The organism is Asticcacaulis solisilvae (genome assembly GCF_017875235.1).
In the GTDB taxonomy this organism is placed as follows: domain Bacteria; phylum Pseudomonadota; class Alphaproteobacteria; order Caulobacterales; family Caulobacteraceae; genus Asticcacaulis; species Asticcacaulis solisilvae_A.
The window spans coordinates 97,046-111,664 of sequence record NZ_JAGGMI010000014.1; the positions used below are offsets into that span (position 1 = coordinate 97,046).

The following is a 14,619-nucleotide window of genomic DNA, read 5'->3' on the forward strand; positions in this document are numbered from 1 at the left end:
ACAATTTTGCTGCGTTGGATTTGTGCGGCGCAGAAATATTCAAAAACAACGGACTTGCCGATTGACGAAAGGCCGGGTTCGGACAAACCTGAACACATGCAGCCAAGGGTGACTGCATAGCTCAAGACATCGGCGCCAATGCAGGCGCCAACTCATAGACAACGACGTCCCAGGTGACCGGTCCGAAATTTCGGAACAGTCCGCGTGGGGCGTTTTTTTATGCTTTCTTCCAAGGGGATACAGGTGAAAGTACAGGACATTTTGGCAGCAGGCTGCGCGATGAGCGCCCTGCTGGCGGCCGCTGAAGTGCGCGCCGAAGACACGATCGCAGAGGCCTTGGCGGCGTCCAAGCCGATCCTTGAATCGAGCCTGCGCCTGGAAGGCGTAGACCAGCAGGGCATCGCCGAGAAGGCCGAAGCCCTGACCTGGCGCAACCGGCTGGGCCTGCAGAGCGGCGAGTTTTACGGCGTCAAGGCGCTGGTCGAAATCGACAGCGTGATCGCGCCGGTCGAAAAGTACAATTCGACACTGAACGGCAAGACGATCTATCCGAACGTCGTCGATCCGGCCGTGACCGAGATCAACCGCGCCCAGTTGACCTGGATGCCGACCGCCGACACCACCCTCACCGTCGGCCGTCAGCGGATGATCCTGGATGACGCGCGCTTCATCGGCAATGTCGGCTGGCGCCAGGACGAACAGACCTTCGACGCCGTCCGGATCGACACTACCCTGTTCCGCGTCAAGCTGACCGCTGCCTATCTTGGCCGCATCAACCGTATCGTCGGCGACGCCAAGGACTGGAAGTCCAACTCCTACGTGCTGAACGCGACCTACAGCTTCAGCGAAGCTATCAAGGTGACGGCCTTCGACTACAATCTGCGCTTCTCAACCGCTGCAAAGGCGCCGGTGGCCGCCGACATCACCAATGCCCGCCTGTCGTCCGTCGATACCAAGGGCCTGCGCGTCTTCGGCACCGGCTGGGCGTCATCGGTCAAGCTGGGCTACATCGCCCAGTATGCCGAGCAGGAACCGGCCGGTGACAATCCCGCCGTCTTCAATCTCAGCGCCAGCATGTATGAAGCCAACGCCACCTGGGACATCTTCACACTCAAGCTGAACTATGAGTCGCTGGAAGGCAACGGCACACAGGGCTTCATCACGCCGCTCGGCACTGTCCACGCTTTCGAAGGTTTTGCCGACGTCTTCGCCTCGACCGGCGGCAATAAGACCTTTGCCGACGGCATCGACGATCTCAACCTGACCCTGGTGGTCGCCGGACATACCCGTCCGTGGGCGCCATGGTTCATGAACCCGACCCTGACGGTCGCCTATCACGACATGAAGACCAACCGTCTTGAACGGTCCATCGGCAAGGAATGGGACGCGGTGCTGACCGCCGGCCTGACCAAGAACCTCAGCCTGATGCTGAAATATGCCGACTTCGAGCGCGCCAGCCCGACCATGCCGGCTTCGCGCACCAAGACCTGGATCATGCTGCAATACAAGCTCTGAGGAAAAGACATGACTATCATCAACAGACGCGAAGCCCTGTTCGGCGCCGTCGCCACCGTTGCCGCCGCCAAGGCCCTCTTCCCGTCAGGCGCCCATGCCGCCGGCAAGGGCCCGGAAGTGTCCGCCGCCAAGCTTGGCTTCATTGCGCTTACCGACTCCTCGCCGCTGATCATCGCCAAGGAACGGGGCCTGTTCGCCAAGTATGGCATGCCCGACGTCGAAGTGCTGAAACAGGCGTCATGGGCCGCGACGCGCGACAATCTCGTGCTGGGCTCCAAGGGCGGCGGCATCGATGGCGCGCACATCCTGTCGCCCATGCCGTACCTGATCACCACCGGCCAGGCCGCCAAGCCGACCCCGATGTACATCCTGGCCCGCCTCAACACCAACGGCCAGGCGATCAGCGTCGGCAACGACCTGAAAAGTGTCAAGGTCGGACTGAACAGTGCAGGCCTAAAGGCCAAGTTCGCCCAGATGAAGGCCGCCGGCAATATCGCCAAGGTCGCCATGACCTTCCGCGGCGGGACGCACGACCTCTGGCTGCGTTACTGGCTGGCTGCCGGCGGCATCAACCCCGACGTCGATTGCTCGACCATCGTCATTCCGCCGCCGCAGATGGTCGCCAACATGAAGGCCGGCACCCAGGACGCCTTCTGCGTCGGGGAGCCATGGAACGGCCAACTGGTGTCGCAAAAGATCGGCTACACCGCGACGACCACTTCGGAAATCTGGATGAACCACCCGGAAAAGGCGCTGGGGATGCGCGCCGACTGGGTCGACAAGTACCCGAACGCCGCCAAGGCTCTGATTGCCGCCGTCATGGAAGCCGCCCAGTGGTGCGACAAGAACCGCGCCGCCATGTGCGCCATCACCGCCGGCCGCCAGTATATCAACGTGCCGATCAAGGACATCGTCCCGCGCCTGCAGGGCACGATCGATTACGGTGACGGCCGCAATGTCGCCAACAGCCCGCACATCATGAAGTTCTGGGCCGACTTCGCCAACTTCCCGTTCAAGTCGCACGATGCCTGGTTCATTACCGAGAACAAGCGCTGGGGCATCCTGGACGACGGCCTGAACACCACGGCCCTGGTCAACAAGGTCAACCGCGCCGACCTGTGGCGCGAAGTCGCCAAGACCTACAAGATCGCCGCCCCCGCCTCGGACTCGCGCGGCGTCGAGAAGTTCTTCGACGGCAAGGTCTTCGATCCCGCCAATCCGGACGCCTACCTCAAGAGCCAGCCGATCAAGAAGATGGCTTAGCCCTGAAAGTCCCTCTCCCCGCTTTGGCTGCCGCCGAGGCCGGGGAGAGGGGTTGCGGGGCCGGCGGCTAGCCTGAGGGGCAAGCGACAGGCGTTCAAACTCCGCCGCCGGTTTGCCCCTCATCCGGTCCTACGGACCACCTTCTCCCCGTAAACGGGGAGAAGGAAAGTTACAGACATTCATAAAGGCAATTTCGATGCCCTTCGATTTCGTGAGAAAACCCGTGACCCAGTCGTCACCTGCCCCCGAGCCTGCCATCGACCGGTCGGCCCTGCTCAACGCCGCCCAGAAAAAACAGATCGAAGCCGCGCGGTTCCGCAAGGTGGCCGACCGCGCCTCGACCTTCATCATGCCTGTCCTGATGCTGGCGATCGTGATGGGCGTCTGGGAGGCTGTCGCACAAGCCTTCCCGGGCGGCCTGCCCGGCCCGACCATGGTCTGGCTCGAGTCCCAGGAACTGATCACCGATCCGTTCTACGATCGCGGCGGTGTCGACAAGGGCCTGTTCTGGCACGTGCTGACGTCTCTGTCGCGCGTCGGCATTGGTTTCAGCCTGGCGGCCGTCTGTGGTGTCCTGCTCGGCGCCTTCGTCGGCACGGTCACCTGGGCGCGCAAGGGCTTCGATCCGATGATCCAGGTCCTGCGTACCGTGCCGCCCCTGGCCTGGCTACCGATCTCGCTGGCCATGCTGCGTGAAGCCCAGCCGTCGGCCCTGTTCGTGATTTTCGTGACCTCGATCTGGCCGATCGTCATCAATACGGCCGTTGGCGTGCGCAACATTCCACAAGATTATATCAATGTCGCCAAGGTCCTGCGCCTGCATCCGGTCGAGTACTTCTTCAAGATCATGCTGCCGGCCGCGACTCCGCACATCTTTACGGGCCTGCGCATCGGCGTCGGCATGAGCTGGCTGGCCATCGTCGCTTCGGAAATGCTGCTGGGCGGCGTCGGCATCGGCTTCTTTATCTGGGACCAGTACAACTCGTCGCGCATGTCGGACATCATCGTCGCCCTGCTCTGGGTCGGCTTGGTGGGCTTCGCCCTCGACCGGATGGTCGCCGGCGTCGGCCACTTTGTGTCCAGAGGAACGGCCGCTGATTAACCCCTTTGCTTTTCCTTCCCCGTTTAAGCGGGTGTGGCGCCAGTGAAAGTACAGCTTTCACAAGCCACGGGCCGCGCGAAGCGACGACGGAAGGGGGACCTTAGAGGCGACAGCTTCCCCCTCCCACCGCTTCGCGGTCCCCCCTCCCCGTAAACGGGGAGGGAAGAAGATAGAATACGCCCTCGATCATCATGAGTTTCTCCCATGACCAAACCCATCCTTTCCCTTGAAAACCTGTATGTCGATTTCGAACGCGACGGCGTCATCTCGTCGGTGCTCGACAATGTCTCCCTGTCGGTCAATGCCGGCGAATACATCTCGATCATTGGCCACTCCGGCTGCGGCAAGTCGACCCTGCTCAATGTCGTCGCCGGCCTGGTGCCCCTGACGCTTGGCGCCGCCTTGCTGGAAAACAAGGAGATCACAGGTCCCGGCCCCGACCGCGCCGTCGTCTTCCAGAACCACTCCCTGCTGCCGTGGATGACCGTCTATGAGAATGTCCGCCTGGCGGTCGATAAGCTCTATGGCGGCAAGGAAACGCTGAGCCAGCTCAACGAGCGCGTCATGACCGTCCTCGACCTGGTCAAGATGACCCACGCGGCGCAAAAGCGCCCCGGCGAAATCTCGGGCGGCATGAAGCAGCGCGTCGGCATCGCCCGCGCCCTGGCCATGGAGCCCAAGGTTCTCCTGCTGGATGAGCCTTTCGGCGCGCTTGACGCCCTGACGCGCGGCCACCTGCAGGACACCGTCATGGCGCTGCATTCGCGCATCAAGGCGACCGTTCTGATGATCACCCACGATGTCGACGAAGCCGTGCTGCTGGCCGACCGCGTTGTGATGATGACTAACGGCCCAAAGGCGACCATCGGCAAGATCGTCGATGTCAAATGTCCGCGCCCGCGCAGCCGGCTGACCGCATTCAACGATCCGGAATTTGTCCGCTGCCGAGCCGAGATCGTCAGCTTCCTCCAGGCGAACGATGTGGCAGCCCCCGTGCCGGCATGAAGTCCCGTCTCCCTGCTTGCTGGGAGAGGGATAGGGTGAGGGGCATTCGGACAGAGGCGTGTGCGCGGAAAGCGTTTCTGCCCCTCATCCGGTCGAGCAAGCTCGCCCACCTTCTCCCCATGAACGGGGAGAAGGGAACGACCACATTATTTCATCTGAAACTATTTCGACATTTTCCGCGAAACGCCATTAACCCTCCCAAAATTGGCATCCCGGGCAGGTTTCGTGACATTTTTGCTACGTCACTTTTGTGCAGAGCAGCAATTCACATCTCACGCAACCCGTTGCATTGACGAAAACGCGGTTCGGCATCACCCTGATGTCAACGTGGTCAAAGGCGATCACGGCAAACCATCCTGCGGCGCCAGTGTCGGCGAAGCGGATCATGTGAGGACAACGACGTCCCAGGCTTTTCGCATCCGGAAACGGTGCGGAGCAGCTTGGGGCGTCTTTTTTTTGCCGTCGAGGTTTAGATGATTTCCAAGGAGTTCCTGAAGGCCGGACACGCACCTACCCTGCTGTCGGCCTTTCTCTATTTCGACCTGAGCTTCATGGTCTGGGTGGTGCTCGGCGCGCTCAGCGTCCAGATCGCCGGTGACCTTGGCCTAAGCCCTGCCGAAAAGGGCATGATGGTCGCCGTACCTATCCTGTCGGGCGCCCTGCTCCGCCTCGTCAACGGCTTCCTGGTCGACTACATCGGCCCCAAGAAGACCGGCATCATCGGCCAGGTCATCGTCATCGCGGGCCTGCTACTGGCCTGGGCTTTCCACATCGAAACCTACGGCGCCGTCATCGCGCTGGGCGTCGTCCTCGGCGTCGCCGGCGCTTCCTTCGCTGTCGCCCTGCCCCTGGCCTCGCGCTGGTATCCGCCCAAGTATCAAGGCATCGCGCTGGGCATCGCCGGCGCCGGCAATTCCGGCACCGTCTTCGCCTCCCTGTTCGCCCCATCGCTGGCCAAGGCCTTTGGCTGGCAGGCCGTCTTCGGCATGGCGGCCATCCCGCTGATCCTGGTCCTGGCCTTCTACATCTGGCAAGCCAAGGACTCGCCCGAGCAGCCGCCGGCAAAGACGACCGCGCAGTATGTCAGCATCCTGAAGGAAGCCGACGCCTGGTGGTTCATGCTGTTCTACGGCGTTACCTTCGGCGGCTTTGTCGGCCTGTCCTCGTCGCTGAACATCTATTTCAACAGCGAATACGGCCTGTCACCCGTCATCGCCGGCTTCTTCACCGCAGCCTGCGTCTTTGCCGGATCGATGCTGCGCCCCGTCGGCGGCACGATCGCGGACCGCATCGGCGGCATCCGGACGCTCTCCATCATGTACAGCATCGCCGCCGCCGCCCTGGTGCTCCTGAGCTTCAAGATGCCGTCGGTCTACGGCACCCTGTTTATCCTGCTGATCGCCATGGGTTCGCTGGGCATGGGCAATGGCGCGGTCTTCCAGCTGGTGCCCCAGCGCTTCCGCTCCGAAATGGGCGTCATGACCGGCCTGGTCGGTATGTTCGGCGGCGTCGGCGGCTTTTATCTCGCGGCGTCGCTCGGCTTCGCCAAACAGGCGACCGGCAGCTACCAGCCCGGCCTTATCGGTTTCGCCCTCCTGGCGCTCGTCGCGCTGGGCGGCCTGACCTTCATCAAGAAAAAGTGGCGTACGACCTGGGGCGCCCTCTCCGCCAACCAAGTCAAGATCTAAGGGAACTTCGTCATGACCAAGGAAAAGATTGTTGTCATCGGGGCCGGCATGGCCGGGGGACGGATCGTCGAAGAAATCCTCAAGCGCGACGATACGAAATTCGAAATCTCGATCATCGGCGCCGAAGCCTGCGCCACCTACGACCGCATCCAGCTGTCGCCGGTCCTGGCGGGTGAAAAAACCTTCGAACAGATCGTCACGCACAGCCAGGAATGGTACGACTCGAACGGCGTCAAGACGCACTTCGGCTACTGGGTGCAGTCGATCGATCGCGCCATGAAGCACGTCGTCCTGCACGACGGCCAGACTATCGCTTACGACAAGCTGATCCTCACCCTCGGTTCCGACCCCATCCGTCTGCCCCTGCCCGGCGCCGACCTTTCGGGTGTCGTCGCCTTCCGCGACCTGCATGACGTCGACGCCATGCAAAAGGCCGCGGAAAAGGGCGGTGAAGCGGTCGTTATCGGCGGTGGCCTTCTTGGGTTGGAAGCAGCGTACGGCCTGGCCAAGCGCGGCATGAAGGCCACCGTCATCCACCTGGTCGACGTCCTGATGGAGCGCCAGCTCGACGAAGCTGCCGGCCGCCTGCTCGAAAAGGCCCTGCTGGAACGCGGCGTCAACTCGATCCTCAATGCCCAATCCGAAGCCATCCTTGGCGAAACCCACGTCGAAGGCCTGAAGCTGAAGGACGGTCGCATTATCCCAGCATCGCTGTTGGTCATGGCCGTCGGCATCCGCCCGCACGTCGAGCCCGCCAAGGCCGCCGGCCTGACGGTCGAGCGCGGCATCGTCGTGGACGACCAGATGCGCACGTCCGATCCCTCGATCTTCGCCGTCGGCGAATGTGTCCAGCACCGCGGCGTCTGCTACGGCCTAGTGGCGCCGATCTGGGACATGTGCCGCACCCTGGCCGACGTCCTGACTGAAGCTAATGTCGAAGCTGCCTATGCCGGTTCGGAACTGGCGACGCGCCTCAAGGTCTCGGGTGTCGACCTCTACTCCGCCGGTCAGTTCAATGGCGGCGAAGGCTGCGAAGACATCGTCTTCCGCGATCCGGGCCGGGGCGTCTACAAACGCGTGGTCATCAAGAACGACCAGCTGGTCGGCGCGGTCCTGTTCGGTGAAGCGACCGACGGCGGCTGGTATTTCGACCTGATCAAGAAGGGCGAAAGCGTCGCCGAAATCCGCGACACCCTGATCTTCGGCCAGGCCGTTACGAATGCACTGGCCGGCACGGACCCCTCTAGCGCCGTTGCAGCATGGCCTGACGACACCGAAGTGTGCGGCTGCAATGGCGTGTCCAAGGGCCAGGTGGTCGCCTCGATCACCGCTGGTAACGACACGCTGGACAAGGTGCGCGGCCACTGCAAGGCGTCAGCAAGTTGCGGCTCGTGTACCGGCATCGTCGAAAGCCTGCTGAAGTGCACGCTCGGCGACTCGTTCAAGGCCCAGACTGGCCCGAAGCCGATGTGCAAGTGCACCGAGCACGGCCACGCTGTCGTCCGCAAGGCGATCGTCGAGCAAGAGCTGAAGACCATCCCTGACGTGATGCAGGCGATGAAATGGACGACGCCCGACGGCTGTTCGTCGTGCCGCCCGGCGCTCAACTATTACCTGCTGTGCGCCTGGCCGCGCGCCTATCACGACGACCCGCGCTCGCGCTTCGTCAATGAGCGCAACCACGCCAACATCCAGAAGGACGGCACCTACTCCGTAGTGCCGCGCATGTGGGGCGGCCTGACCTCGGCCAAGGAACTGCGCGCCATCGCCGATGTCGTCGACAAGTTCAATGTCCCTATGGTCAAGGTCACCGGCGGTCAGCGTCTCGACCTGTTCGGCGTCAAAAAAGAGGATCTACCCGCCGTGTGGGCTGACCTCAACGCCGCCGGCATGGTGTCGGGCCACGCCTACGCCAAGGCCCTGCGCACGGTAAAGACCTGCGTCGGTTCGGAATGGTGTCGCTTCGGCACCCAGGACTCGACTGGTCTCGGCGTCAAGCTTGAGCAGGCGACCTGGGGCAGCTACATGCCGCACAAGTTCAAGATGGCCGCTTCGGGCTGCCCGCGCAACTGCGCGGAAGCCACCATCAAGGACTTCGGCGTCGTCTGCGTCGACAGCGGCTATGAGCTGCACGTCGGCGGCAATGCCGGCATCCACGTCCGCGTCACCGATCTTCTGACCAAGGTCGCGACCGAAGAGGAAGCGCTGGAATGGTCGATGGCCTTCGTCCAGCTCTACCGCGAAGACGCCTGGTACCTGGAACGCACCGCGCCGTGGATCGAACGCGTCGGCCTGCAGTTCGTCAAGGACGGCCTGGCCGATCCGGCGGATCGCGCCGCCCTCGTCGCCCGCTTCAAGGAAAGCCAGGACGTCTACCAGGTCGATCCGTGGGCCGAGCACGCGCCGAAATCCGCGCCCGCCAAGGTCTTCTCGCCGCTGGCCGACCTGCGCCAGGGCGTCTCGCAAGATCACCTCCAAACGCAAGCTCAGGAACCGGCCGAATGAACGCCTCCGTAGTCATCCACTGGACCGATGTCGGCGCCGCCAGCGATGTGCCCTATCAGGGCGCGCGTCGTGTCGAAACCGATCTCGGCGCCGTCGCGGTCTTCCACACCGTCTCGGGCGAATACTTTGCCATCTTCGACCGCTGCCCGCACAAAAACGGGCCGCTGTCGGAAGGCATCGTCCACGGCAAGGCCGTCGCCTGCCCGCTGCACAACTGGTCGATCTCACTCGAGACGGGCCAGGCCCTGGGCGCCGACGCCGGCAAGGGCTGCACGCCGGTCGTACCGCTGATGATTGAGGATGGCCGCATCCTCCTTGGACTAAATAGCTAATCCCACTTCGCCCTCCCCATTTATGGGGAGGGGGGACCGCCGAAGGCGGTGGGCGGGGCCACTACGGAAGAGGCCCCTCACCCGGCTTAGCAAGCTAAGCCACCCTCTCCCCGCAAGCAGGGAGAGGGGAATTATCCGGAACCCCGATATGCCCCGTGACGCCGAACCTCATACCGTCAAGACCACCTGCCCCTACTGCGGGGTCGGCTGCGGTGTGTCGGCGGCACCAGGCGAAAACCGCGCCCTCGCCGTCACCGGCGACGGCCTGCACCCGGCCAATCAGGGCCGCCTGTGCTCCAAGGGCACGGCGCTCGGCAACACCTTCGGCCTGAACGGCCGCCTCCTCCAGCCGAAGATCCGCAACGCCGACGGCCAGATGGAAGCGGCTTCGTGGGACGACGCCCTGTCCACCGTCGCGGACAAGTTCCGCGCCATTGTTGACAAACACGGCCCCGACTCGGTCGCCTTTTACGTCTCCGGTCAGTTGCTGACCGAGGACTATTACGCGGTCAACAAGCTGGCCAAGGGCTATATCGGCACGGCCAATGTCGACACCAATTCGCGCCTGTGCATGTCGTCGGCGGTCGTCGCGCACAAGCAGGCCTTCGGCGCAGACCTGGTCCCTGCCATCTACGAGGACGTCGAAGAGGCCGAACTGCTGGTCTTTTCCGGCCACAATGCTGCCTGGACCCACCCGGTCCTGTTCCGCCGCATCGAGCAGAACACCAACCAGCGCCGCATCTGCATCGACCCCAAGCGCACCGACACTGCCAAGTCGTGCGACCTGCATCTGATGATCAAGCCGCAGACCGATGTCCGTCTGTGGAACGGCCTGTGCGCCTACCTCATCACGCACGACGCGCTCGATCGCGACTTCATCGCCAACCACACCGAAGGCTATACGGCCCTGTCGCTCAGCCTGTTCGAAGACGACCAGAGCCTGGAGGCGGTCGCCGCCGACTGCGGCATCTCGGTCGTGGACCTGAAGCACTTCTACGACGCCTTCATGCACACGCCAAGGACGGTCAGCCTGTTCAGCCAAGGCTCGAACCAATCGGCCCAAGGCGTCGCCAAGGGGCTGAGCCTGATCAATGCTCACCTGCTGTCGGGCAAGATCGGCAAGCCAGGCGCCGCGCCCTTCTCGATCACCGGCCAGCCCAACGCCATGGGCGGCCGTGAAGTCGGCGGGCTGGCCAACATGCTGGCCGCGCACATGGACTTCGACGACGCCTCGCGCGACCGCGTCCAGCGCTACTGGAACAGCCCGACCGTCGCGCCCAAGCCCGGCCTGAAGGCCGTCGACATGTTCAAGGCCATCCACTCTGGCACCGTCAAGGCCGTCTGGGTCATGGCGACCAACCCGATGATTTCGATGCCGGACGCCGACTTCATCGAAGAAGCCCTGCGCCGCTGTGAGCTGGTCGTCGTCTCCGACGTTATCGAACGCACCGACACCATGGCCATGGCGCACGTCCAGCTGCCGGCCGCCGCCTGGGGCGAAAAAGACGGCACGGTCACCAATTCCGAACGCGTCATTTCGCGTCAGCGCCGCATCTCGTCCCTCCCCGGCGAAGTCCGCGCCGACTGGGCGATCATCGCCGAAGTCGCGCAGCGCATGGGTTACGAAGGCTTTGGCTGGCGCGACTCGAGCGAGGTCTTCTCCGAATGGGCGGCGATGACGGCATTTGAAAACAACGGCACGCGCTTCCTCGACATCGGCGGCCTGGCCGGCAAGTCGAAGGCCGAATATGACAGCCTGTCGCCCGTGCGCTGGCCCTACCCGGCCGGCGGCCAGCCCGCTTCGCGCCTGTTCGGCGACGGCCGCTTCAACACGCCGTCGGGCCGCGCGCGCCTCAAGGCCGTCAAGGCCATGGGCCCCGCCAATGCGACAACGCCGGAATTCCCGCTGTCGCTCAATTCGGCGCGCGTCCGCGACCAGTGGCACACCATGACGCGCACGGCCCTGGCGCCCGAGCTGAACCGGCACGTGCCCGAGCCCTTCGTCGAAATCCACCCGCAGGACGCCGAAAAGTTCTACATCACCGACAAGCGCCTGTGCCAGGTCGTCACCTTCCATGGCGACGCTGTCTTCCGCGCCAAGGTGACCGACGATGTGCGCCCGGGCTCAATCGCCGTGCCGATGCACTGGACGCGGTCGTTTGCGCCATTCGGCCGCAGCAATCCGCTGATTAATCCGGCCGTCGATCCGATGTCGGGCCAGCCGGAATTCAAGCACACGCCGGCGACGATCAAGCCCTATGGCGAAAACTGGCACGGCTTCATCATCCATACCGACGATGAACTGAAATTCGACCGCAATGTCATCTGGCGCCGCACGCCCTATGCACATTGCGAAGTCTATGAGATCGCCGGCCGCGACCGCGCCATCGGCTTCGACACCCTGATGCGCGCGGACGGCATGCTGACGCTTGACGACCCGGCCAGCGGCGTCACCCGCCGCGTCCATATCGAAAATGGCCGCCTGAAGTCCGTCGCCTTTATCGCCCCGATCGCCAAGGCCCTGCCCGGCCGCGACTGGCTGGCCGAGCGCTTCGGCGATGAAACGCTTGAGGCCGCCGACCGCGCCGCCGTCCTGCTGGGCCGCCTGCCGGGCGTCGAGGACCAGGGCCCGCTGGTCTGCGCCTGCCGCGCCGTCGGCGTCAAGACGATCGAAGCCGCCATCCACGATGGCTGCCACACGGCAGATGCCGTCGGCGCCTGCACCAGCGCCGGCACGCAATGCGGATCGTGCCGCCCCGAAATCACCCGAATGATCGCGCGTATCGCAGCGATGGAGAAGGCCAATGCAGCGTAATGGTTTTGTCTCTCTGGTCGGGGCTGGCCCCGGTGACGTCGACCTGTTGACCGTCGGCGCCATGAAGACCCTGCAATCGGCGCAGGCGCTTCTGTACGACGCCCTGGTCAGCGAGGATATCGTGGCCCTGGCCCCGCAAAAGTGCGTCAAGATCTGCGTCGGCAAGCGCGGCGATCGTTTGAGCGTCCCGCAGGACAAGACCAATGCCCTGATGGTCCGGTTGGCGCGGCGCGGCCTGCACGTTGTGCGCCTCAAGGGCGGAGATCCGTCCGTCTTCGGCCGCGTCGAGGAAGAGCGCCAGTATCTCGACCAGCACGGCATTCCGCACAAGACCCTGGCCGGCGTCACGGCCGCCAGCGCGGCAGCGGCCCAGTTCGACTTCCCGCTGACCCACCGCGGCGAAGCGCGTTCGGTGACCTTCCTGACCGGCCGCACCAAGGACGGCGGCGTCGACCTGCGCGACGGGCTGGTCGCCGACCCGGAAGCCAGCCTGGTCTTCTACATGTCGTCACACAACGCTGGCCATATCGAAGCCGCCCTGCTCAAGGCCGGCCGTTCGCTGACCACGCCAGTCCTGGCGGTCGAAAACGCCGGCCGCAGCACCGCGCGCGCAGTCAGTGGCACCTTGCGCGAACTGTCGGCGCTAGTCGCGGCGCAAGCCTGGGAAGGCCCGGTCCTGATGGCTGTCGGTCCGGCCTTTCGCTATGCGCGTCTGGGCAATACCCTGCCGTTATCGGGTGAAGAACCGATGGATCGTGGTTTGGCGGTAAGTTTCGCCCGGTCGTAGGACAGGGTTCGGAAACTCCGGCTGGTTCGGCGCATCGGGGAAGTTCTGCGCTTCCAAAGCAATGCCATCCCCTTGGCGATACAGAATACCGCCTTTGCCGGGCAGCGTGCCGATCAGGAAGTTGCCCGTATAAAGCTGGATGCCCGGCTCGGTCGTCAGGATATCCAGACCAATGCCCGTTGACTGATCGAACAACCGCGCGGCCTGTTTGGGTTCAGCCGTCTTGCCGCCCCGCAGGACGAAATTATGGTCATAGCCGCGTCCGATGGCGACCTGCGCGTCATCAGCCCTGCGCACACCATCATTCAGACGCCGTCCTGCGCGGAAATCGAACACCGTACCCGTCACATCGCGCAACTCACCGGTGGGGATCAGTGTGCCATCGATCGGCGTATACGCGTCCGCGGCCAGGGTGAGTTCGGCGTCGAGCCCGCTGCCGAAATTGAACAGGGCGTGGTTGGTCAGGTTGATGATGGTCGGGGCGTCCGTTGTCGCTTCATAGTCGATGCGCAGGTCTGTGTCCGATAGCGTAAAGGTCACCGCCACGGTCAATTCACCGGGATAACCCTGCTCGCCGTCCGGACTGACGCGCGACATGCGGACATAATCGTCGCCCACCGCATCAATGGTCCAGTCAATCTTGTCGAAGCCCTGCAAACCGCCGTGCAGACTGTTGTCGCCATCATTCCGTGTCAGCTGATAGGTCTTGCCCTCAAGCGCAAACCGTCCGCCAGCAATGCGATTGGCATAGCGGCCAACCGTGACGCCCAGATAGTCCGGCTGTTCGATATAGGGCTTAAGTGTGTCATGACCCAGCACGACATCCTTCATGGCCCCGTCGCGATCCGGCACCATCAGGCTTTGCAGGGTGGCGCCATAGGCCAGTATGGTGGCGCTTAAACGGCTGCTCTGGAGGGTAACAGCCTCGATCTCACGACCGTAAGGCAGGTGGTCAAAGACAAATCGGCGGCTGGTCATTGGCGTCCCTGAATAGGATTTGGTAGTGGTCTTAAATCGCCGCATCGCCCCTGTAAATCGCTTCCGAACCTATTCCTCAGACAATTGACATTTGGGGAGGCGCCGACTACACCAACCATCAAATCGCTCAAACAGGAAACGCTTATGTCGTACCGTCTCATTCAGGTTGTCAGTTCGGACGGTGTCCGTCAGGTTCTCGCGGCGGATGCGGATGGCGCTCGCGTGATCGAAGGCGTGTCCTCGACCTATGAACTGGCCATGGCCGCCATTAAGGCCGGCCGCTCGATCGCCGACCAGGTGGCGACGCAGGGTCTCGGCGAAACCGTCGATGTCGATCTGGCGCTGTCTGAAGGCCGCGTCCTGGCGCCAATCGACCATCCCGATCCCGCTCACCTGCATGTGACGGGCACAGGCCTGACCCACCTGGGCTCGGCCGAAGGCCGCCAGCGCATGCACGAAAAGGCGGCAGCGGAAACAACCGATTCCATGCGCATGTTCCTGATGGGCGTGAAGGACGGCAAGCCCAAGGCGGGTGAAGTCGGCGCCCAGCCGGAATGGTTCTACAAGGGCAATGGCCACACCCTGGTCGGTCCGGGCAAGGCCCTGACCTCCCCTGCCTTTGCCCAGGA

10 protein-coding genes and 1 pseudogene are annotated in these 14,619 nt (G+C 63.5%); 10 read left to right on the forward strand and 1 reads right to left on the reverse strand.

Annotated elements, in window-relative coordinates:
- The first annotated feature begins 243 nt into the window (after positions 1-243).
- The 9 genes from J2X24_RS18970 (at position 244) to cobA (ending at position 13,012) form a co-directional block, all read left to right on the forward strand.
- Positions 244-1,515 (forward strand): alginate export family protein, encoded by a 1,272-nt coding sequence (locus J2X24_RS18970; RefSeq protein ID WP_310004768.1) that lies wholly within the window; start codon positions 244-246, stop codon positions 1,513-1,515.
- A gap of 9 nt (positions 1,516-1,524) precedes the next feature.
- Complete coding sequence (locus tag J2X24_RS18975) at positions 1,525-2,778, forward strand: CmpA/NrtA family ABC transporter substrate-binding protein (protein WP_209725038.1); 1,254 nt, start codon at positions 1,525-1,527, stop codon at positions 2,776-2,778.
- 223 nt (positions 2,779-3,001) lie between these two features.
- Positions 3,002-3,880 (forward strand): nitrate ABC transporter permease, encoded by an 879-nt coding sequence (gene ntrB, locus J2X24_RS18980; protein WP_310004771.1) that lies wholly within the window; start codon positions 3,002-3,004, stop codon positions 3,878-3,880.
- A 204-nt stretch (positions 3,881-4,084) separates the two neighbouring features.
- Positions 4,085-4,885, forward strand: coding sequence for an ABC transporter ATP-binding protein (locus J2X24_RS18985; RefSeq protein ID WP_209725041.1), 801 nt, complete (start codon positions 4,085-4,087; stop codon positions 4,883-4,885).
- Positions 4,886-5,358: 473 nt separating this feature from the next.
- On the forward strand, positions 5,359-6,573 hold the full coding sequence (locus J2X24_RS18990; RefSeq protein WP_209725043.1) for a nitrate/nitrite transporter: 1,215 nt from the start codon (positions 5,359-5,361) through the stop codon (positions 6,571-6,573).
- 12 nt (positions 6,574-6,585) lie between these two features.
- Positions 6,586-9,078, forward strand: coding sequence for a nitrite reductase large subunit NirB (nirB, locus tag J2X24_RS18995; RefSeq protein ID WP_209725045.1), 2,493 nt, complete (start codon positions 6,586-6,588; stop codon positions 9,076-9,078).
- Positions 9,075-9,410 carry a nitrite reductase small subunit NirD gene (gene nirD, locus J2X24_RS19000; protein ID WP_209725047.1) on the forward strand — a complete coding sequence of 112 codons (336 nt, stop codon included), beginning with the start codon at positions 9,075-9,077 and terminating at the stop codon, positions 9,408-9,410. The genes nirB and nirD overlap by 4 nt, the downstream gene beginning before the upstream one ends.
- 148 nt (positions 9,411-9,558) lie before the next feature.
- Positions 9,559-12,225: a nitrate reductase gene (locus J2X24_RS19005; protein WP_209725049.1), complete on the forward strand. Its 2,667-nt coding sequence runs from the start codon at positions 9,559-9,561 to the stop codon at positions 12,223-12,225.
- A complete protein-coding gene (gene cobA / locus J2X24_RS19010) occupies positions 12,215-13,012 on the forward strand; it encodes a uroporphyrinogen-III C-methyltransferase (RefSeq protein ID WP_209725051.1) in 798 nt (265 codons plus the stop codon). Before J2X24_RS19005 ends, cobA begins: the two co-directional genes overlap by 11 nt.
- Here cobA and J2X24_RS19015 read toward each other — a convergent pair.
- Positions 12,956-13,990, reverse strand: a complete 1,035-nt coding sequence (locus J2X24_RS19015) for an aldose epimerase family protein (RefSeq protein WP_209725053.1) — start codon at positions 13,988-13,990, stop codon at positions 12,956-12,958. The genes cobA and J2X24_RS19015 overlap by 57 nt on opposite strands.
- Positions 13,991-14,134: 144 nt before the next feature.
- On the opposite strand from J2X24_RS19015, the pseudogene J2X24_RS19020 reads away from it, so the two are divergent.
- Positions 14,135-14,619 (forward strand): annotated as a pseudogene (locus J2X24_RS19020) (AraD1 family protein); the annotation flags it as partial.

Excerpts from the sequence above, each read along its gene's own strand:
- J2X24_RS18975 (WP_209725038.1), top strand. The coding sequence starts at position 1,525 with ATGACTATCATCAACAGACGCGAAGCCCTGTTCGGCGCCGTCGCCACC.
- J2X24_RS18985 (WP_209725041.1), top strand. The coding sequence starts at position 4,085 with ATGACCAAACCCATCCTTTCCCTTGAAAACCTGTATGTCGATTTCGAA.
- J2X24_RS18990 (WP_209725043.1), top strand. The coding sequence starts at position 5,359 with ATGATTTCCAAGGAGTTCCTGAAGGCCGGACACGCACCTACCCTGCTG.
- nirB (WP_209725045.1), top strand. The coding sequence starts at position 6,586 with ATGACCAAGGAAAAGATTGTTGTCATCGGGGCCGGCATGGCCGGGGGA.
- nirD (WP_209725047.1), top strand. The coding sequence starts at position 9,075 with ATGAACGCCTCCGTAGTCATCCACTGGACCGATGTCGGCGCCGCCAGC.
- J2X24_RS19005 (WP_209725049.1), top strand. The coding sequence starts at position 9,559 with ATGCCCCGTGACGCCGAACCTCATACCGTCAAGACCACCTGCCCCTAC.
- cobA (WP_209725051.1), top strand. The coding sequence starts at position 12,215 with ATGCAGCGTAATGGTTTTGTCTCTCTGGTCGGGGCTGGCCCCGGTGAC.
- J2X24_RS19015 (WP_209725053.1), bottom strand. The coding sequence starts at position 13,990 with ATGACCAGCCGCCGATTTGTCTTTGACCACCTGCCTTACGGTCGTGAG.